The sequence below is a fragment of the Rothia sp. 27098_8_161 genome, assembly GCF_041432905.1.
In the GTDB taxonomy this organism is placed as follows: domain Bacteria; phylum Actinomycetota; class Actinomycetes; order Actinomycetales; family Micrococcaceae; genus Rothia.
Window position 1 is genome coordinate 130,094 of record NZ_JAPWAL010000001.1, and the last position, 20,251, is coordinate 150,344.

Annotated in this window: 19 protein-coding genes and 1 pseudogene; 7 read left to right on the forward strand and 13 right to left on the reverse strand. The window is 57.5% G+C overall.

Annotated elements, in window-relative coordinates; translation table 11 throughout:
• Positions 1 to 365 precede the first annotated feature (365 nt).
• Positions 366 to 1,601 (forward strand): hypothetical protein, encoded by a 1,236-nt coding sequence (locus O3648_RS00525; protein WP_371567765.1) that lies wholly within the window; start codon positions 366 to 368, stop codon positions 1,599 to 1,601.
• Between the two features lie 148 nt (positions 1,602 to 1,749).
• Here O3648_RS00525 and O3648_RS00530 read toward each other — a convergent pair whose 3' ends face one another.
• From O3648_RS00530 to O3648_RS00555, 6 genes are all read right to left on the reverse strand, one after another.
• Entirely contained in the window at positions 1,750 to 2,880 is a 1,131-nt protein-coding gene (locus O3648_RS00530) for an LCP family protein (protein ID WP_279739862.1), read from the reverse strand.
• A 325-nt stretch (positions 2,881 to 3,205) separates the two neighbouring features.
• Positions 3,206 to 3,460: a type B 50S ribosomal protein L31 gene (locus O3648_RS00535; protein ID WP_005506069.1), complete on the reverse strand. Its 255-nt coding sequence runs from the start codon at positions 3,458 to 3,460 to the stop codon at positions 3,206 to 3,208.
• 253 nt (positions 3,461 to 3,713) lie between these two features.
• On the reverse strand, positions 3,714 to 4,592 hold the full coding sequence (locus tag O3648_RS00540) for a TrmH family RNA methyltransferase (RefSeq protein WP_371567769.1): 879 nt from the start codon (positions 4,590 to 4,592) through the stop codon (positions 3,714 to 3,716).
• The gene (locus tag O3648_RS00545; RefSeq protein WP_371567771.1) at positions 4,589 to 5,377 is read right to left on the reverse strand and encodes an ABC transporter ATP-binding protein; all 789 of its coding nucleotides are present in this window, start codon (positions 5,375 to 5,377) and stop codon (positions 4,589 to 4,591) included. The genes O3648_RS00540 and O3648_RS00545 overlap by 4 nt, the downstream gene beginning before the upstream one ends.
• Before the next feature lie 227 nt (positions 5,378 to 5,604).
• Positions 5,605 to 6,348, reverse strand: coding sequence for an SDR family oxidoreductase (locus O3648_RS00550; RefSeq protein WP_371567774.1), 744 nt, complete (start codon positions 6,346 to 6,348; stop codon positions 5,605 to 5,607).
• A gap of 73 nt (positions 6,349 to 6,421) precedes the next feature.
• A complete protein-coding gene (locus tag O3648_RS00555; protein WP_371567776.1) occupies positions 6,422 to 7,138 on the reverse strand; it encodes a beta-ketoacyl-ACP reductase in 717 nt (238 codons plus the stop codon).
• A 287-nt stretch (positions 7,139 to 7,425) separates the two neighbouring features.
• On the opposite strand from O3648_RS00555, the gene O3648_RS00560 reads away from it, so the two are divergent.
• A complete protein-coding gene (locus O3648_RS00560) occupies positions 7,426 to 7,653 on the forward strand; it encodes an acetone carboxylase (protein WP_279739841.1) in 228 nt (75 codons plus the stop codon).
• 152 nt (positions 7,654 to 7,805) lie between these two features.
• The gene (locus tag O3648_RS00565) at positions 7,806 to 8,534 is read left to right on the forward strand and encodes a metal-dependent hydrolase (RefSeq protein WP_371567778.1); all 729 of its coding nucleotides are present in this window, start codon (positions 7,806 to 7,808) and stop codon (positions 8,532 to 8,534) included.
• A 715-nt stretch (positions 8,535 to 9,249) separates the two neighbouring features.
• On the opposite strand, the gene O3648_RS00570 is transcribed toward O3648_RS00565, so the two are convergent.
• The gene (locus tag O3648_RS00570) at positions 9,250 to 10,848 is read right to left on the reverse strand and encodes an ABC-F family ATP-binding cassette domain-containing protein (RefSeq protein ID WP_371567781.1); all 1,599 of its coding nucleotides are present in this window, start codon (positions 10,846 to 10,848) and stop codon (positions 9,250 to 9,252) included.
• 300 nt (positions 10,849 to 11,148) lie between these two features.
• On the opposite strand from O3648_RS00570, the gene O3648_RS00575 reads away from it, so the two are divergent.
• From O3648_RS00575 to O3648_RS00585, 3 genes are read left to right on the forward strand one after another with little or no spacing between them, the layout of a single operon-like run.
• On the forward strand, positions 11,149 to 11,781 hold the full coding sequence (locus tag O3648_RS00575; RefSeq protein ID WP_279739835.1) for a biotin transporter BioY: 633 nt from the start codon (positions 11,149 to 11,151) through the stop codon (positions 11,779 to 11,781).
• Between the two features lie 32 nt (positions 11,782 to 11,813).
• Entirely contained in the window at positions 11,814 to 12,701 is an 888-nt protein-coding gene (locus O3648_RS00580; protein ID WP_371567784.1) for an energy-coupling factor ABC transporter ATP-binding protein, read from the forward strand.
• A complete protein-coding gene (locus O3648_RS00585) occupies positions 12,691 to 13,365 on the forward strand; it encodes an energy-coupling factor transporter transmembrane protein EcfT (protein ID WP_371567786.1) in 675 nt (224 codons plus the stop codon). Before O3648_RS00580 ends, O3648_RS00585 begins: the two co-directional genes overlap by 11 nt.
• A 119-nt stretch (positions 13,366 to 13,484) precedes the next feature.
• Here the strand turns inward: O3648_RS00585 and O3648_RS00590 are convergent, their stop codons facing one another.
• Complete coding sequence (locus O3648_RS00590) at positions 13,485 to 14,351, reverse strand: DUF4253 domain-containing protein (RefSeq protein ID WP_371567789.1); 867 nt, start codon at positions 14,349 to 14,351, stop codon at positions 13,485 to 13,487.
• A 541-nt stretch (positions 14,352 to 14,892) separates the two neighbouring features.
• Between O3648_RS00590 and O3648_RS00595 the strand changes: the two genes are divergently transcribed.
• Positions 14,893 to 15,393 carry an HD domain-containing protein gene (locus O3648_RS00595; protein WP_279790366.1) on the forward strand — a complete coding sequence of 167 codons (501 nt, stop codon included), beginning with the start codon at positions 14,893 to 14,895 and terminating at the stop codon, positions 15,391 to 15,393.
• Between the two features lie 80 nt (positions 15,394 to 15,473).
• Here the strand turns inward: O3648_RS00595 and O3648_RS00600 are convergent.
• The 5 genes and pseudogenes from O3648_RS00600 to sufB form a co-directional block, all read right to left on the reverse strand.
• Positions 15,474 to 16,028: pseudogene (locus O3648_RS00600) on the reverse strand (Ltp family lipoprotein).
• Positions 16,029 to 16,259: 231 nt separating this feature from the next.
• A complete protein-coding gene (locus O3648_RS00605) occupies positions 16,260 to 16,589 on the reverse strand; it encodes a metal-sulfur cluster assembly factor (protein ID WP_005506103.1) in 330 nt (109 codons plus the stop codon).
• Positions 16,590 to 16,629: 40 nt separating this feature from the next.
• A complete protein-coding gene (gene sufC, locus O3648_RS00610; protein ID WP_005506105.1) occupies positions 16,630 to 17,388 on the reverse strand; it encodes a Fe-S cluster assembly ATPase SufC in 759 nt (252 codons plus the stop codon).
• A gap of 19 nt (positions 17,389 to 17,407) precedes the next feature.
• Complete coding sequence (sufD, locus tag O3648_RS00615) at positions 17,408 to 18,682, reverse strand: Fe-S cluster assembly protein SufD (protein ID WP_279739816.1); 1,275 nt, start codon at positions 18,680 to 18,682, stop codon at positions 17,408 to 17,410.
• On the reverse strand, positions 18,682 to 20,139 hold the full coding sequence (sufB, locus tag O3648_RS00620; protein ID WP_049337647.1) for a Fe-S cluster assembly protein SufB: 1,458 nt from the start codon (positions 20,137 to 20,139) through the stop codon (positions 18,682 to 18,684). Before sufB ends, sufD begins: the two co-directional genes overlap by 1 nt.
• Positions 20,140 to 20,251 lie beyond the last annotated feature (112 nt).

Sequence of the window (20,251 nt, forward strand, 5' to 3'; positions counted from 1 at the left end):
TTGCATGGTTTGAGTAGCTGAGCGGGGTGCTATGACCGCCCTGTGAGGCTCTCAGGCTAATTGATGTAGACCACCGCTTGGCACTTACCCGGTTGTAAACCGGGTGGTGTTTGGGCGGTGGTCTTTTTCGTGGCTTTCTCAGCCAAAATTTTTGTTTTGGGAGTGTCCACACGGAGGGGTCGCGGCTCTTTAGTGCGTTGACGTGAGCCAGTGTTACCGGGACTGATTCCCCCAAACACCAAACTATATGCACCCGGTGCTAAAAGACAGATAAATGTCACCCGTTTTTGTGAGCTGTCCGCTCTGAAAGCATGAGAGAATAGACTAGGTATCCGCTCACTTAGACATATCAGAAGGAGTTTTCAGTGGTCGATTACGCACTCGGTGACCGCGGTAGCGTTGACGTCGTCACCGATGATTACTATGAAGCAGAAACCCTCCAAATTTTTGAGGAACTGCACATCGACCGTGAACGGATCTGGTACGGTGAAGCGCGCCTTGTTCCCGAATCGGATAACCCCTACGAGCCCAATAGCATCGCCATCTACATTGACGAATTCAAGGTAGGCCGTATGAGTGTGGAGGACTCCGCCGCGTACTGGGATTCCATTACCCGCGTGGTCGCCTCTGGCTACGAACCCATCGCGCACCTGCAGCTCTCCGCTGTTGCCGTACGCGCTGAAGGCGGCGGCATGCACGTGAAGAGCACCGGCGTGCTCTCCCTGTCCGCACCCGGCTCTCTCTTCCCCCTCAACGACGCGCCGACCCGCGCAACCCTGCTACCCCAGGGCCCGTCAATGAAGGTGCTCGATGAGAAGGAGCACTCCGAATACCTGCACAGTATCCTGCCGCCCAGCGGTGAAGGCCGCGTAATCCTGACCCTGGAAGCAAATCAGCTCAAAACCTCCGACGGGCGCTTCGTCGACAGCGTTGAGGTGCGCCACGACCGCAAGCTCGTGGGCCGCCTGAGCACCCAGATGTCCGAGCAGCTGACGCCCGTCATCCGTTACGCATTTGAGAATGACCGCCTTACCAGCGCCTGGGGTACTATTCGCGGTAACACCCTGGAACTATCCCTGACCGTTCAGGCTGCACGCCCCGCGGATATTCCACAGGAGTGGTACGAGACTCTGCCCAATAACGTTCCGGCACTGCTACCCGCTGGTGAAGAGTACGAGGTACCCGCCGCATTCGTGCCCACCGAAGGTGAGCGTCACTACCTGGAATCCTCCGCACAGCAAGCACCGAAGAAGCGTCGTGGTTTCATGAGCTCCCTGACCGGCGGTTCCGCCGCCTCTGAGCCGACCCACCATGAGCCCGCCGCCGAGAAGCCGATAATCGAGTACAGCTTGGAGGAAGATGAGTACTACGAACCGAACGAGCGTGACCGCCTGCTGAACCTGATCAAGGGTGCAGGCCTCGCCGTTCTGGTCGCCGGCCTGATTTCGATGCTGTGGACCCCGATGCTCGGCATCCTCATCGCTATCATGGGTGGCGCTGTTGCGGCTGTGGCATTCTACTTTGGTCGTCAGCCCTACTACGAAGCCTACGATAACGAAGAGGCTACTGAGGAAGACGAGAGGCCTGAATCGAAGGCATAAGCTCCTCCCTTCAGAACATACGCACAAAGGGCGGCTACCCACCATTATGGTGAGGTAGCCGCCCTTTCACGTACACAGTTTCTCCAGGAACGGTTAAACACAGCGGGGGTGGAAGCTTATACAAGCTTTCCCGCGCAGGAGTCAAATCTTAATCCTGACCGTAAGTAGCCAAGAACTGATCCATCGTATCATTCCGCAGTGCGCTTGCCAGGTGGGCATTTGCAGCCTGGTTAACCAGAATGATTGACTGACCGTCGTAGGACCAACCCGGGCCTGCGTTTGGCAGGGTGGTCATACGCATCGTAGTGTCACCACTGGTCAGCACCGGAGCCGCAATCTGGGCAATCTGCGCAGCGTTCAGGCCGGAATCCACACGCATATAACCAGAAATAGACTCAACGGAAGACTGGAAAGTGCCCACACTGCTCAGCGCACCCTTAACCTTCATCGTGTTGTATAGGCCGCGCAGGAATGCACGCTGGTTACGGACACGCTGGTAGTCACCGTCAGCGAACTGGTAGCGAGCACGCACGAACGCAAGAGCCGCACCACCATCCATATGCTGCACACCCTGCTTGAAAGACCAGGCATTGATGTCGAAGTCGAACGGTACCTGGACATCCACACCACCGACCGAGTTCACAAGAGCCTTGAAGCCCTCAAACTCAATTTCAGCCACGTGATCAATCTTGATACCAACCAGGCTCTCAACGGTCGCCACCTGCAGAGAAATACCGCCGTAGTTGAGTGCAGCGTTAATCTTCGCCGCACCGTAACCGGGGATGTTCACCCAGGTATCACGCATGATTGAGACCAGGTACACGCCCTTGCCATCAGCCGGAATGTGCATGAGCATGATGCTATCTGCACGGGAGCCGCTCACCTGAGCTGCTTCAGAGCCGGAACGAGTATCGCTACCGAGTAGCAGAATATTCTTACCCGGGCCCTTGACAACTCCGTAGTTGTAGCCGTTATCGAGGATGCCGTCGCCGTCCTTATCGTGCTCGCTGGCATTATCTGAGTTGGTATCCCCCGGAGCCTTCAGCTCCGTTACGTTGAGCTTCTTAGCCTCTCCAAGCTGCTCCCTAATTTTTCTGAGGTCTTCGTCCACTTTAGTGATGGAGTCGAACTTCTCGGTCTTGCTATCCCAAGTGTGGCCAGCACGCCAGATAAAGAAACCAATACCGAGGGTAATAACCAGCAGAAGAATCAGCAGGATCAGCAGGGCACGCTTGACCCATTTCTTCCTCTGCGACGGTTCAGAATGCGCGTCGCTCATTAAGTTGTCCTTTGTTTGAGATGGTGATACGCGAGACGCGCAGCGCATCCAGCGAAGTCTCTAGAATACAGAGAGCCGGAGAATACCCGCCGATATGGGGCGGTGCTGGAGGGCACAGAAAATGCACAGCTCGCAAAATACTTACTCATTGTAACGCTGTCAGCTGGTCTACGCACCCGTAAGCGAAAGGTTTTACATTACAACTTTCCTCCCGTTTGGGCGAATATTTTAGATTGCACCGTAAAATGCGCAATGCCCCGCCTCCTTGAAAACCAAGGAGAACGGGGCATTAATCTCGCTAAAAAGCAAAGCTGGGAAAGAAGATTTACTTCTTGCCGAAGTTGCCGAAGCGTGCGTTGAAGCGCTCGACACGACCTGCGGAGTCCATGATGCGCTGCTTACCGGTGTAGAACGGGTGCGACTCGGACGAGATTTCAACCTCGACGATCGGGTACTCGTTGCCGTCTTCCCACTTCTCGGTCTTGTCCGAGGTCATGGTGGAACGGGTCAGGAAAACCTTGCCGGATGCGAGGTCGCGGAACAGAACCAGGTTGTAGTCCGGGTGGATTTCTGCCTTCATTGATATACCTTCTTCTGCTACTGGATTTTGCCAGTAGCCCTTATATAGATGGAGTAGGTTTTTCGATGTGCAGCTATCGAGAAAATCTCAGAGCGCATCACCATTGTGCCCGCACAGGGCGCGCACAACCCATTAAGGGTACCATCTTCACGGATTAAATCCCAGTACGTTCCCTCACAGGCACCAACCCACACACCGCAAGGGCACCCGAAGAAGGCACTCACGGGGGTTACTAATCAGATCAGAACCCAGGCTATGAACGCGGGCGGGTCTCCCAGAACGCCACGGCGCTCGCCGCCGCAACATTCAAAGAATCCACACCGTGTGACATCGGAATCATCACTGTATCGTCACACGCCGCCAAGGTGCGGAACGACAGACCGTGCCCCTCCGTGCCCAGAATCAGCGCAAGCTTCTCATCCCGGCGAGCAGACAGCTCCTCCAGGGTCAGCGAGTCCTCCTTCAGAGCCAACGCCGCGCTCTTAAAGCCCAGCTCGTGCAAAGTCTGCAAGTTATCAGGCCACGACTCCAAGCGAGCCCAGGGCACCTGAAAAACAGTACCCATCGACACGCGAATCGAGCGGCGATACAGCGGATCAGCGCATCGCGGAGTCACTAGCACAGCATCTACATTCAGCGCGGCAGCCGAACGGAAAATAGCTCCCACATTCGTGTGGTCCACGATGTCTTCCAAAATCGCCACACGAGAGGCACCTCGCAACAACTGCTCCAGAGGCTGCGGCGCCGGACGAGCCATCGCCGCCAACGCACCACGATGCAGATGAAAACCGGTCACCTGCTCCAGCAGCTCTTCACTACCCACATACGCGGGAGTGTCAGGATGGGCGCGCAAAACATCCGCCAAATCATCAGCCCACTTCTCACTCATCAGGAAAGAAACAGGCTGATGACCTGCAGAGAGCGCACGACGAATCACCTTCGAGGACTCCGCAATGTAAATACCCCACTGGGGTTCCATGGCGCTACGGAGCTTCACGTCGGTCAGTTGCGTGTAGTAGCGCAGAGCTTGCTCGGGTGCCTGCGCCAGAGCCGTGACCGACTCGATGGCGTAGACACGCTCGGCACGCTCAGCGATCTGTTCGGCGCTCAGCTGCTTCGGGGCACGGCTCATGCGCGCTTGAATGCGGAGTAACGCCCCGCGGAGGTGACGGTCAGAGCCAGGTCCATGTCGTAGGTTGCTGCGAGGTTCGCCTCGGTAATGGTGGACATGATCGGGCCGGCAGCGACCACTCCGCCGTCACGGATTAGCAAGGCGTGGGTAAAGCCCGCAGGGATTTCCTCGAGGTGATGGGTGATGAGCACGGTAGCCGGTGCGTAGGGGTCAGCGGCCAGCACGGTCAGACGCTCGACCAGGTCCTCACGACCGGAGATGTCCATACCAGCACCGGGCTCGTCCAGCAGAAGCAACTCGGGGTCGGTCATGAGGGCGCGGGCAATCAGCGCACGCTTGCGCTCGCCGTCGGAGAGGGAACCGAAGGTGCGGTCAGCGAGGGTGTCGACGCCCCACTCAGCCAGCAACTCGGTTGCACGCTCGTCGTCCATGACGTCGTATTCTTCCTTCCAACGGCCCGACACAGCGTACGCTGCGGTCACGACAACGTCGGAAACCTTCTCGTTGGCGGGAATTTGGGTAGCTGAAGCACCGGAGGACAGACCAATGCGCGGGCGCAGGTCGAACACGTCAACAGCGCCGAGGGTCTCGTCAAGGATCTCAACCTCGCCGCTGGTCGGGTGCAGGCGGGCTGCCGCAATCGAAAGCAGAGTGGACTTACCGGCGCCGTTGGGTCCCAGAACGACCCAGCGTTCACCTTCGTTCACAGTCCACGAAACGTTGTTAAGGATGGGGCGGCCGCCGCGAATCACGGAGACATTCTGAAGGTTGAGTACGGTGCTCATGGTTCTTCTTCCAGTGAGTTAGATGGATGGGATGCGCCCCCCACCCCGCAACCTATACCGGGTTATCGGAGCGGTTGGTGCATAGTGCGCGGGCACCCCACATTGGGTTCTTCGCGCAAAGTCTTAGGGGCTATAGGTGCCGCTGTGTAAGGGGCGGCCGCCTTATCAAATGTACCTTGTCAGAGGGGCGGGCGCATCCGCATCGGCATCTATAGCAGCTAAATTTATTAGTCGATGAAGCCGCGTGCGCCGCCGACCAGCTCAACGTGGCCGGTCTCAACGTCTGCGGTGACCATCTTCGCGATTTCCTGCGCGAACTCGTTGACGGTGTAGAGCTTACCGGCGGTCTCGCGGCGCTGCTCAATAGCGCCGGGGTGCAGGCGGTTCAGCAGGGTTGCGGTGACGGTGCCTTCAATCATGTCAGCGGACACGACGACCAGGGAGATACCCTTCTCGGAAAGTGCAGGGATCTCGGCGACCAGTGCGTCTTCGCCGGCACGCTTGGATTCTGCGACGGGCTTGTACTCGTCCATGGTCTCAACTTCGCGGATGAAGTGCGCCTGGTGGCTGGTCACGAACACGATGCGTGCGCCTTCGGGCATCTTCTCTGCAGCCAGGCGTGCCAGGTTCAGCTGTGCGTCACGGTTCAGGCGCATTGCGTAGTCTTCGCCCATGCCGGTTTCCATGCCGCCCGAAGCGTTCAGGATCAGGTAGTCCAGGGAGCCGAAGGTCTCCACAGCGGTGTTGACGAGGTTCTGCAGGTCCTCGCTGTTGGTCACGTCAGCCTGCACTGCGATTGCCTTGCCGCCAGCCTCTTCAATAGCCTTGACGATCTTGTTCGCGCGCGGTGCCTTGGAGCGGTAGTTCACCACAATGTTCGCGCCCTCAGCGGCGAGAATCTGTGCGGTGTCTGCGCCAACGCCGCGGGAGGAGCCGGTAATGATGATGGTCTTGCCGGTCAGCTGTGCCATAGTTTTATGTCCTTAAAGTTTAGAAAGGGTGCGCCTACGTTCGGGCGCTTCGTGCAGTCCGTACGGGGTGGGGTTAGTGACCCATGCCCAGGCCGCCATCAACGGGGATGACAGCGCCAGAAATGTAGCTAGCCTCATCGGATGCGAGCCAGCGAATCACGCGAGCGACCTCTTCAGCCTCAGCGAAACGACCAGCCGGGATGGACGCCAGGTAGTTCTTCTTAGTTTCCTCGGGCAGAACATCAGTCATAGCGGTGTTAATGAAGCCCGGTGCCACCACGTTAGCGGTGATGTTACGGCCGCCCAGCTCACGGGTGATGGAGCGTGCCATACCAACCAGTGCAGCCTTAGATGCGGAGTAGTTGACCTGGCCAGGGGAACCGTACAGACCCACCACGGAGGAAACCAGGATGATGCGGCCGCGCTTGAGTTTCAGCATGCCCTTGATGGCGCGCTGAACCACGCGGAAAGAACCTGTGAGGTTGGTGTCGACCACGTCGGTGAAGTCGGATTCCTTCATGCGCATCAGCAGCATGTCGCGGGTGATACCTGCGTTTGCGACCAGCACCTCCACGGGGCCGAATTCTGCCTCAATTGCCTTGAATGCTTCGTTAATGCTGTCGGCATCGCGTACATCTGCCTTGACGGCGAAAAATTTTTCGGGGGCTTCACCGCTACGGTAGGTGATGCAGACGTTGTGTCCTGCTGCCTGGAATTCCTTGGCAATTTCGTAGCCGATGCCTCGGTTGCCGCCGGTGACCAGCACGGTCTTGGGAGTGTTCTCGCTCATGAGCTTCCTTGATGAGTCGACCCCTCGCGATTAGCGCCGATGCAGCGGCTCCACGGTTGGGGTGTGGACGGATGGACAGTCGAACCTTATTTTACCGCGTTTTAGCGCAAAGGTGCCGCAGGCTACACTCCACTCTTGAACGTTGAACACCCACTCCCCTTCTTTTACGTGCCTCATCGGACGAGTACACTGGCTGAAGCGGAACAGCCCGCACCTCCCTTTCCACTGAATCGCGTGGGCACGGAATACCACCGCATGTTGAAGCGCAAGAGTAAGGATAAGAAAACATGGATCTGCTCGGTTCACTTTCACAGAACGCACAGCCCGAGTACGCCAAGTGCTCCCGCAAGGGCTGCCAGCAGGCGGCAGAATTTCAGCTGCTCTGGAACAACCCGAAGGTGCACACCCCCGAGCGTCGCAAGGTCTGGTTGGCGTGCTCCGAGCATGTGGGCTGGCTGGAGAATTACCTGCGTGAGCGTGAGTTCTGGAAGCAGACTCTTCCGTTTGAAGGGTAGCGTCATCGAAAGGTAGCACTGCTTGAGTGATGACCCTACCTATCGAAAGTAATTTCGATATATGCTATATTTGTTCTAATTAGTTCGGGGGAGCATCCCGGCACCTAGGCAACCACACTCGCTGAGCAATCACACCAAGGAGGCACCTCCCCATGATGGGCTATTCGCACACTGTCAGTGCCGCAGCTGGCTGGCTAGTGCTCGTCGAGACGGGAGTGGTGCAGGTTCCCGATACCCCCACTCTCATTGTAACCACCCTGGCTTGTGCCGGTGCAGGCATGCTACCGGATATTGACCACCACAACGGCAGTATCGCCAACTCCATCCCGCCCATTTCACGCTGGGTGGCACGCATTGTCGGGGCAGTCAGTGGCGGACACCGCAAGGGAACACACTCTATTTTGGGTCTGGCAGTCTTCTGGGCAATTGCCTATTTCAGCGCCAATCTGAGCTACAACGGAATCCCCTGGGCTTCACTACTTCTTGCCGCGTTCTCGGGCGGTCTAGCCTTGCGCGCGCTCGGCGCACCGGGTGGATGGATCGGTGCCGTCGCCCTCGGGTACGCCGCCTATACAACCGATTCGCTGACACTGCTCCCCTGGGCTATTTCTGTCGGCGCCACCATTCACCTGATGGGCGACCTGCTGACAACCCGCGGCCTACTGCCCCTCTACCCGATCGTTATCAAGCCCCTAGTGGCGTCTCCCCTATGGAAAAAGAGCGGCTACATAGCACTGCCACTCCTGGGTGATGCTGGCAGCGTACGCGAGAAGGCGCTCGTTCTAGCGCTGACCGGGTACGTCGCCTGGTACGCGGCAGCCATGATGGGCTTTACCGAATACCCCCTGCAAATGTTTGGGCTGGGTATTCACGCCGCATAACTAAATTCTCAATGAGGACAGCAAAGCGCCCCCTCACTTCCCTACGGAAGCGGCGGGGCGCTTTTCTAATCCTTATCCCGACCTATCGGGGTGAGAGATTAAGCGTCCTGGATGGGCCAGAAGACGTCAACCTCAACGTTCTCTTCACCGGAGGTGGGGTACTTCTCGAACTCAGTGTTGTGCATTGGCAATTCTCCTTCGTGAGCGGGCGGGAATCTCTTCTCCCCCGCGTTAGCTCACCATCGACAGTGAGCCCTATATGTTCGCATTTGCGTCCTCGCAACCGCGGGAACAGTTACAAGTCTACGCCCCATACATGTTGTGTTTCTACTATTTTTCCCACAATGTATGTAGAGACACATGAAAAATTCAAAAAGCCCACACAGACCCCCTGAAATACCGCCCAGGAGCTTTTCTTTCCCTCAGAATAACCCACAAGGCAACATTATTTCCCGTCAAATAGGCTGCAAGTTTCATATGCCAGAACCCACAAATCACATGCATGGGAACGCAATAACAGCATATACGCTCAGAAAACAATACAAACCCACGGGTTAGGTCATATTTTTCGGCACTATTCACGAGAAAAATACCGACAATATATCTCCGCAACATATTTTCAGAACACAAAAAATACGCCGCGAACAATAAAACAACGCCTAATACACACAAAAAAGGCCTCGGCGCTACACGGCACCGGAGCCTCCCCAGGCTTTTACGCCAGCGAAATCAAATCCTGGTAATCCTTCGACCACAAATCCTCCACCGCATCCGGCAGAAGCAGCACACGCTCAGGATCCAGCGCCTCCACGGCACCCTCATCGTGAGAAACCATCACAATGGCGCCCTGGTACGCCTTCAACGCGTTTAGAATCTCCTCACGTGAGGCGGGGTCCAGGTTGTTCGTCGGTTCATCGAGCAGTAGCACGTTCGCACTCGATGCCACCAGGGTCGCCAGGGACAGACGGGTCTTCTCGCCGCCGGAAAGCACACCGGCAGGCTTATCCACGTCATCACCGGAGAACAGGAACGAACCCAGAATCGTACGCACGCGGGTGTCATCCAGATCCGGCGCGGCAGACTTCATGTTCTCAAAGACAGTGCGGTCACCATCAAGAATTTCGTGTTCCTGCGCGAAATAACCCAGCTTCGCGCCGTGACCGTACACAACCTCACCCGTATCTGGCTGGGTTGAGCCAGCCAGCATGCGCAGCAGAGTGGTCTTACCGGCACCGTTCAGGCCCAGCACCACCACGCGCGAACCACGGTCAATCGCCAAATCAACGTCCGTGAAAATCTCCAGAGAGCCGTAGGACTTCGATAGGCCCTGTGCAGAGAGCGGGGTTTTACCACACGGCGCCGGATCCGGGAAGCGAATCGCCGCAACCTTATCGCTCTGACGCTCCTCCTCCAGGCCACGCAGAAGCTTCTCGGCGCGCTTAATCATCTGCTGAGCAGCAACAGCCTTCGTCGCCTTGGCGCGCATCTTATTCGCCTGGTCCATCAGAGCATTCGCCTTCTTCTGTGCATTCGCACGCTCACGCTTGCGGCGGTGCTCATCCTGCTCACGCTGAAGCAAGTAGTTCTTCCAGCCCATGTTGTACTGGTCAATTACGCAGCGGTTCGCGTCCAGATAGAAGACGCGATTGACGACCAGCTCCATCAGGTCAACATCGTGGCTAATAACCAGCAATCCACCAGAGAAGTTCTTCAAGAAGTCACGCAACCACAGAATAGAGTCGGCATCCAGGTGGTTCGTCGGCTCATCCAGCAGCATGGTATCTGCGTTGGAGAAGAGAATACGCGCCAGCTCCACGCGGCGACGCTGACCACCCGACAGTGTAGACAGCGGCTGGGCGAGCACACGCTCCGGCAGGTCCAGGTTGGAGGTGATGACCGCCGCCTCCGACTCCGCCGCATAGCCGCCACCGGCAATGAACTCAGCCTCAAGACGGTCGTAGCGGCGCATACCCTTAGCGCGCAGCGCCGGGTCTTCGCTCGCCATGTCTTCCTGCGCCTGACGCATCTTGCGTGCCACACCGTCCAGGCCACGCGCTGAGAGGATGCGATCACGAGCCAGCTGGCTCATGTCATCCACCTTCGGGTCCTGCGGAAGGTAGCCGATAGTGCCGCTGCGGGTCACCGTACCGTCAGCGGGCAGGGTCAGACCGGCAAGCACCTTAGTCATAGTGGTCTTACCGGCACCGTTACGGCCCACCAAGCCAATCTTGTCGCCCCTATCGATGCGGAATGTAACCTCTTCCATGAGCAGGCGCGCGCCTGCACGCAATTCGAGGTTCTGTACAGCAATCATGGGTGCCTTTCCGGATGGCGGTCTGGTGTGCGGATTAATAGTGCTCTGTAGGCGGGATTCACCGGGCTAAAAGCGGCGAGCGTGCGGAGCACCTCATCAATTTTAGTGCAGGTGTGCCGAGTGCGCATGTGGGGCACCTTTTGTTTTTGTGGTGTGAGGTGTACTATACATACCGAACACTATTCATAGAGCATTGTTCAAAAACTGGGTTGTAACAAGCAAATCAACCACCGCTACCCTCAACTCTCAACTCTGCAGAAAAATCTGCAGAGCAATATGTACCAAAGGAGTACTACCCCAATGACCGATTCCATACGCGAATCAGCCCAGGCAACCCAGGTACCGCGCAGTAACGTAGCAGCAAAGACCTCCCTCGCCACCGACCTCTCCCTCATCGCAGTATTCGCGGGCTTCATCGCCGCGCTCGCCATCATGCCCGCCGTCAGCTTGGGTGGCGTTGCGGTTCCCTTCACCTTCCAGACCCTCGGCATTTACATCACCGCGCAGGTCCTCGGTGGTAAGCGTGCCACCGCCTCCGTAGCGCTGTACCTGCTGGTTGGTTTTGCTGGCCTGCCCATCTTCGCTAAGGGCGGCGCCGGTTTGGGTTCGCTTGCGTCTCCGAGCGCAGGATACCTACTGGGCTTCCTGCCCTTCGCCGCTATTGCCGGTACCCTCGCCTACCTGTTCACCCGCAACACCCGTTCGGTTGGTGCGACCTTCCTCATGGCTCTGATCGCGAACTTCTGCGGTTTTGTGGTTCTGACCGCCTGCGGTATCGCCGGTATGATGGTGAACGCCCACATGACTTTTGACGCCGCATTCAGCGCGGCAATGGTATTCGTTCCCTGGGATCTGGTGAAGTCCACGATTGCGGTTCTGGTTGGTTTGTCGGTACGCCGCGCCTTCCCGTCCCTGGCTTCTACCCGGCGTTAAAGGCACACAATGTGCCGCACGAGAGGATAGCTATGTTTTTTCGCCGCTCCACGCGCCAGCCTGCACCGCAGCAGGTACAGGGCGAGCAGACAGTGAGCACCTCTTCCAGCATGCCCGCCCTTGAGCTTGAATCGGTGAGTGTTTTCACCGAGCTGTCCGAAGGCGGGCATCGCCGTATCCTCAAGGATGTGAGTCTGCGGTTCACGGCGAAGCGTACCGCGGTTCTGGGTCTGAACGGTAGTGGCAAGTCCACCCTACTGGGACTTTTCAATGGGCTCACCCACCCGGATGAAGGTATTGTGCGCGTGAACAGTATCGACACCCTGGAGACACCGAGCCGCGGCTCGATGGGTGCTCGCGGTAATTCGCAGGGCGCTTTTGAGGGGGTGGGCATGCTCTTCGCCCAGCCGGAGGCGCAGCTGATTATGCCCACCGTTGTCGAAGATATTGACTTAAGCCTGCGCCGTGCCGCAGCCGTTGAAGGTAGTGCCCTCAGCAGTGAGCAGCGCCGCGAACGGATTCGTGAACTGCTCCGTGAGCGCGGCCTCGAACGTCTGGAGGACCAGAGCGTTTTCACCCTCTCAGGAGGCGAAAAGCAGCTGGTTGCTCTCACCAGTGTGCTGGCGGCACGCCCGCAGATTCTTCTGCTTGACGAGCCGACTACCCTGCTGGATTTGCGCAATCGCGCTCGGCTGCTGAAGCATTTGGAGTCGCTGAATCAGATGCTGGTGCTCAGCACACACGACCTGGATTTGGCGGCGTCCTGCGATGAAGCCGTGATTATTCATGACGGCCGTTTGCTCGCTCAGGGGGATGCGGCGCAGCTGGTGCAACAGTACCGCACCTGGTGTGCCGAGGGGTTCCCCAACGAAGGCGCTACCGAAGATCTGGACTCGGCAGGAGGCGCGCATGGGCGCTAACACGCCGCGCGTGAATCCTCGCCCCGCCTCCCAGGGCTCGGATTTCAACCCCGGTACTATGCTGGTGGGTTTCTACCAGCCGTTGAATACGCCGGTGCATCGGGTGCCGCTGTGGCTCAAGGGCACGCTCTTCTTTGGGTTGTTCCTGCTATTGGCGGTGACCAGCTGGCAGGTGGCGTTGGTGGCGCTGGTGGCGTCCACGCTCTGCGCGTTGTGGGCTGGTGTGCCTGCCTCCCAGCTGTGGCTGGTGGTTCGCATGCTGTCTCTGCTGCTACTGATCATGGTCGCCTATTACGTGTTTACGGGTCAGTACGCCTCCGGCGCGGATGCTATCGCGACCATGCTGACCGCTTTCTACGCTTCCCGTGCCCTGCTGGTGAGCACTCCCCTGCCGGTTCTGATTGACGGTTTTGTGAGGCTCTGTTCACCGCTGCGTTTCGTGGGTCTTTCTCCCGAGCGTCTGGGTCTGCTGATTGCGTTGATGATTCGGTCGATTCCGGCGCTTATGGACCGTTGGGGTGCGTTGCGTAGGGCGGCGGTGGCGCGTAATCTGCCCAAGCGCATGTATTGGCGGCTGCTGATTCCGTGGGTGGTGCAGGCGGTTGATTACGCGACGGCGACCGCTCGTGCTTTGCGGGCACGGCACGTGGACGAACTGAAATAGCGCACGTAGCACAGCAACCCGGAGCGGGCCTGCACAAATACACGAAAAAGCGCAGATACACGAGAGGGGCGGGGTGAACTATGTAGGTTCATCCCGCCCCTTCGCTTTACTCGCCTAGCTTAGGCTGGTTTAGGGCGTTTCAATGAGGAGCGCCGCCGCGGGAGCTGCTCCCACCACAGGTACCAGTCGTGCTGACCGTAGAGCGCCTCCACGAGCTTGTCGAAGCCGCGATAGACACGCACCGGCATCGCCGAGGAAACCATCGTGTGCTCGACCGCCAGGATTTCTGCATCGCGGCGGGTGGCGACCGGTACCGGTGTGTAGAACTCTATGAAGTCCGAGGCGATAACAGCCGGGTAGGCGTCATCGCGTTCAAGCCAGTAGAGGGCGATGAGCAGCAACGTTTCGGGGCTGGGGCTGGAGTCCCACCCGCCGAAGGGTAGATAGGCAAACACCCCGGAGGCGTCCCGCAGCGGCAGGTCCATGATGAGCAGTTCCGCGGCGCTGTCAATGTCGGTGGATTTGACCTTCTCATTGATGATGCCGGCGGTCAGTTCGAAAGGATACTCTGCTTTCAGGGGCGTGCCAATATCCTCTTCGTCGAGTTCGCCGTTTTTCATGAGGCGGCAATACGTCTGTCGGTAGGCGTTCTCGTTCAGGCGCCGGAAAGCTTCGTGCGCAGCAACTTCTACACCGAACTGGTCCACGTAATGATGCTGGTCGGTGAGGAGGTCATGTGCGTACCGTTTGATGGTGTCGGCGGTGAGGTCCTGCACGGGGGTTAAGGTACGCAGGGATACGTTATTCTCGATGGTTCCGAGCAGGGTCGGGTTGAGGGCAACCACGATGGGGGTTGTTCCCCGGTTCTTGCCCTCGTGGAGGTGTTCGAGGTATCGCCGGTTAAGTTCGGCTCGTGGGGCGCCGTGGCGGATTCGCTCGTGTGGGTAGGGATACAAGGCGATGAAGCGCTCATAGAGCTCTGCCATGGTTTTCTCCGATGTTTGGTTGCCCCCAGTTTATCGCCTATTTTCGCACAAAAATATGGGTTTTTGGATGTTTCAGCAGGGCGCGGAGGGCACGCGATTTTTTCGTGTGATGAGTGTGTATCGGTGTGTGCTAAACACGCTTAAACTGCCTTTGTGTTGGGCGGTTTGCGCACCTGTTTTCGCCAGAAAAAGTTAGAAATTTTTCGCCACCATATGAGATTTTGGGCGAGTTACACCGGGCGGCATCAAAAGGTTCGGCGGACACTTTTGTGGAGGTGGCGGGCGCCGCCTGAATGCCTGTTATCAACCGCAGATACACGGCAGAAAGGGCACCAAACCCACAATTTCAGAAGGAAAAACACCCTATTTTCTTCTTCGGCGCGTCATATTTGACGTATTAAGAGCGTCTCGGGCGAGTTCCGCCGCTGCCGCATAGCTGCTGGAGTAAAGTGTTGGTACCAGCTACCACCCGTGCCGCATTGGTACGGAAAACGACGCTGGGACCATCAACTCGCAGGAGTTCAAACCAACGGAGGTTCTCATGTCGAATAACTACTACAAAGAGATGGTTCGCCTGGCAGACAGCATCGCTGATAAGGCGCATGAGGGGCAGACTGACCATAATGGCTGGCCCTATATCTCCCACCCCCGCCGTGTGGCTCTTGGGGCGCGTAAGCTTGTGTGTGAGTTGGCTGCCGCAACTCACCCTGATACCTCTTTGGAGGAGCTGAAGGCTGAAGCGCAGATTGTGGCGCTGCTGCATGACACGGTGGAGGATACCGGCGTTTCTCTCGCTTTCTTGGCGCGTCACTTCTCGACGCGTATTGTGGATGCGATTGATGCCCTGACTCGCCGCCCCGGCGAATCCTACGAGGCGTACCTGGGTAGGGTACGTGTGAATGATTTGGCTCGTCTGGTGAAGCTTGCTGATGTTGCGGATAATACTGACCCGCAGCGTATGGCGCTTTTGGATGAGTCGACCCGCGCAAAGCTCACGGATAAGTACAAATACTCCCTGAAACTGCTACAGCTAGACGACTGATATGTAGCAAACCCTATAGAGAAGCCGCCCGGTATGGAATGTGTTCCACACCGGGCGGCTTCTCTGAATCATATGTTGAACTAGCTCAGGTGATAGACTGCGTAATCAGCTTCTTCCTCAGTGAAACCTTCAAAAGAAGAAGTCAGCTAAGAACGGATTGCCTCAGGAGACATGTTCATCGTCTTCTGGTAGCTCTTTGCTTTTTCCAAAGCATTTGCATTCCAGCCAGCCTTCATATTGTCCACTGCATACTGAGCAGCTTCAGGAGTAAACTGTTCGAATTCGCTGGTGAGCTGGTTGTAGATACCCTGCTTGGACATGTGCATAGTACGTGAGTACGATTCGGCCTTCTTCAATGCCGATTTGTACTCACTCGGTACACTATCGCTCTGCTTTGCATTAGACTCTGCCGCAGAGGAGCCCACGGTAGCAGAATCGCTCGTAGCAGCTGAGTTAGCAGCGGCAGGAGATGAGGGAGCGCTTACCGTGGTGGAGCTCTTAGAGCCGCCGCCCATCATCGAAGCACAACCACCAAGAAGAAAAATAATGACGAGAGTGATAAACCACCAACGAAGGTAGAAGGGCTTCTTCTTGACATAGACAGAGCCGTCAGCTGCAATAATTTTTTGTGCCATAATTTCCTTTCAGCTTTCCTCAAGCAACCGTTGCATGAAGAAAACCAATATAAAGTGGGTGGATGATTCACAAGGAAATATACTTGCCCCCCATTGTCAAAGCAGCAAAAATTGGCTTTGCCCAGAACAAACATCTACTGCGCACATATCTGATACCGCACAAAATACCCGCCCGGTGCCGAAGGCATACACCTTCCGCACCGGGCGGGTACTTCATCTGCGGTCAGGAGCTTAAATGTTGAAGCCCAGCGCGCGCATCATATCGCGGCCGTCCTCAGTAATACGCTCCGGACCCCACGGCGGCATCCAAACCCAGTTCACACGCCAAGAATCAACCAGGTTATCCAGGTTGCTCTGAACCTGCTCCTCAATAACCTCCTGCAGCGGGCACGCTGCGGTGGTCAGAGTCAGGTCCAGAATGAGGGTTCCATCCTCATCCCAGCGCAGACCGTAGAGCAGACCGAGGTCAACAATATTGACGCCGAGCTCCGGGTCAATGACCTCCTTGAGGGCTTCCTCAATTTCTTCCTGAGGAACACGACCCTGCACAGTCTCAGTCATAGTTCTATCTTTCTGTCAGAATCCGGTAAGGAGAAGAAGCTTACTTCTTACCCACGTAAGCTACGTAGCCCTCTTCTTCCAGGCGGTCAGCCAGCTCGGGGCCGCCCTGGTCAACCATCTTGCCGTCCACGAACACGTGCACGAACTGCGGCTTGATGTAGCGAAGGATGCGGGTGTAGTGGGTAATCAGCATGACGCCCATGTCGTTCTCGTCGTGCGCACGGTTCACGCCCTCAGAAACGATCTTCAGTGCGTCAACGTCCAGACCGGAGTCGGTCTCGTCCAGGATGCCGAACTTGGGCTTGAGCAGCTCCAGCTGAAGGATCTCGTGGCGCTTCTTCTCACCACCGGAGAAGCCCTCGTTCACGTTACGTGCGATGAACGCGGGGTCAATCTCCAGGTTCTTCATGGCTTCCTTAACGTCCTTGGTCCAAGTACGCAGGGAGGGAGCCTTGCCGTCCACAGCGGTCTTAGCGGAACGCAGGAAGTTGGACATGGTCACACCGGGGATTTCAACCGGGTACTGCATAGCTAGGAACAGGCCTGCGCGTGCACGCTCGTCCACGCTCATCTCGGTGATGTCCTCACCGTCAAGCAGGATCTGACCGGAGTCAACCTGGTACTTGGGGTGGCCAGCAATGGTGGAAGCCAGAGTGGACTTACCGGAACCGTTCGGGCCCATGATTGCGTGAATCTCGCCCGAGTTGATGGTCAGGTTAACGCCCTTCAGGATGGGCTTGGTGGTTTCGTCGTCGAGGATAACCGAGACGTGAAGGTCCTTGATTTCAAGAGTAGACATTGATTTCTCCTGGTAAAGCTTAGTTATTGCTGAGGGCGAGCTCTGCCTCAAGGGCCTCGGTGAGCTGCTCTTCAAGTTCGGGAACACGAATCTGCTGAATGATCTCGTTCAGGAAGCCGCGCACGACCAGACGGCGTGCCTCTGCCTCCGGAATACCGCGAGCCTGCAAGTACCACAGGTGCTGCTCATCGAGCTGGCCGGTGGTGGATGCATGGCCGGCGCCCTCAATTAGGCCGGTCTCAATCTCCAGGTTCGGCACGGAATCGGCGCGGGGGCCAACTTCCAGCAGCAGGTTACGGTTCAGCTCGTAGGTGTCGGTGCCTTCTGCATCCTTACCAATCAGAACGTCACCAACCCATACGGAGTGTGCACCCTTGCCCTGCAGCGCGCCCTTGTAGGTCACGCGGGACTTGCAGTTGGGTACGGAGTGGTCCACGAACAGGCGGGACTCAATGTGCTGACCTGCATCTACGAAGTACAGACCGTACATTTCAGTCTCAGCACCGGGAGCGGTGAACTTGGTGGAGGGGGTCACGCGCACCAGGTCGCCGCCGAGGGACACCACAACGTGCTTGAAGCGTGCGTTGCGGCCCAGCTTAGCGTAGTGTGCGGAGGCGTGGATTGCGTCGTCAGCCCACTGCTGCACGGAAACAACATTCAGCTCAGCCTCGTCGTTCACCACAAACTCAACATTCTGTGCCAGGACGGTGGAGCCAGTGTGGCGCAGAACCACAACAGCCTTCGAGAAGGGCTTAGCCTCAATCACGATGTGCTGCGCGGCAGGCTCGTTGCCGGTGCCGGTGATGTCGATTTCCACGTGCTCAGCCAGTTCAGTTTCGGCGGGGATGGTCACCACGGTTGCTTCGGTGAAGCTGGACCACGCGTTCGCTGCCACACGGTCCTCAGGGATACCTGCGGAGCCGATGCGTGCATCCTCACGGGAGACGGTCTCAACCTGAACCTGCTCGGGTGCAGTAATCTGCGGTGCCGGTGCGGTGCCGGTCAGCTTCTCCAGGTGCAGGCCACCCAGACGCTTCAGCGGGGTGAAGCGCCAGTCCTCTTCACGACCGGTCAGGGGTGCGAAGTCCTCCACCTTGTAGGAGGTCTTACGCTCTGCACGGGATGCTTCGAGTACCTTCTGGATGTTGTTCGGGTTTGAGCCCTGGTGGTGTTCCTCGGTGGCACGCAGCAGGGTGTCATCGTGGGCGAACTCGGTGGCGAGCTTCTCGCCCTCCTGGTCCATGCCGGGGATGATTGGGGAGTGGTAACCCAGGGTTTCTTCGTTGGTCGGCATTAGCCCACAGATCCTTCCATCTGAAGTTCGATCAGGCGGTTCAGTTCGAGTGCGTACTCCATCGGCAGCTCACGTGCGATGGGCTCAACGAAGCCGCGGACAATCATTGCCATTGCTTCTTCTTCGCTCAGGCCGCGCTGCATCAGGTAGAACAGCTGGTCCTCGGAGACTCGGGAAACGGTCGCCTCGTGACCCATGGTCACATCGTCCTCGCGCACATCCACGTAGGGGTAGGTGTCAGAGCGGGAGATGGTGTCCACCAGCAGTGCGTCACAGACCACGGAAGACTTGGAGTGCTTAGCGCCCTCACGAACCTGAACCAGGCCGCGGTATGCGCTACGGCCGCCGTTACGTGCCACGGACTTGGACACAATGGTCGAGGAGGTATTCGGTGCAATGTGAACCATCTTCGAGCCGGTGTCCTGGTGCTGGCCCTCGCCCGCGAATGCGATGGATAGGGTCTCACCCTTAGCGTGCTCGCCGACCATGTAAACAGCCGGGTACTTCTGGGTGACCTTGGAGCCAATGTTGCCGTCCACCCATTCCATGGTGGCGCCCTCGTGCGCAACCGCACGCTTGGTCACCAGGTTGTAGACGTTGTTCGACCAGTTCTGGATGGTGGTGTAGCGAACGCGTGCGTTCTTCTTCAGCACAATCTCAACCACTGCGGAGTGCAGGGAGTCGGACTTGTAGATGGGGGCGGTGCAGCCCTCAATGTAGTGAACATAGGAGCCTTCGTCCGCAATGATCAGGGTGCGTTCGAACTGGCCCATGTTCTCAGTGTTAATGCGGAAGTACGCCTGCAGCGGGATCTCCACGTGAACTCCCGGGGGAACGTACACGAAGGAGCCACCGGACCATACGGCGGTGTTCAGTGCGGAGAACTTGTTGTCGCCAATCGGGATGATGGAGCCGAAGTATTCCTTGAACAGTTCAGGGTATTCGCGCAGACCGGTGTCGGTGTCGACGAAGATCACGCCCTGCTGCTCCAGGTCCTCACGGATCTGGTGGTACACAACCTCAGACTCGTACTGTGCAGCCACACCCGCGACGAGGGAGTTACGCTCCGCCTCGGGAATGCCCAGGCGCTCATAGGTGGTGCGGATGTCCTCGGGCAGCTCCTCCCAAGAGGTCGCCTGACCCTCGGTCGAGCGCACGAAGTACTTAATGTTGTCGAAGTCGATTTCGGAAAGATCCGCACCCCAGGTGGGCATAGGCTTACGCTCGAAGAACTTCAGCGCCTTCAGACGCATATCCAGCATCCACTGGGGTTCGTTCTTCTTTGCAGAGATGTCACGCACGACGTTCTCATCCAGGCCGCGCTTTGCTACCTGGCCTGCTTCGTCGGAGTCTGCCCAACCGTACTCGTAGTTGCCAATGCCCTCGAGTTCGGGGTTCATCTCCAGGATCTCTGAAATGACGGTGTCGTTGGCGTTCTGCCCAACTTTCTCAGTCATTACGGCCTTTCTTCGATGGTTATTACATTTCTCGCCGGCACCTGCCGGTTACAGGTGCGGTAGTTGAGGGGGCTGACGCCGCACTCAACCACAATGCGTGATGCGGTGTGGT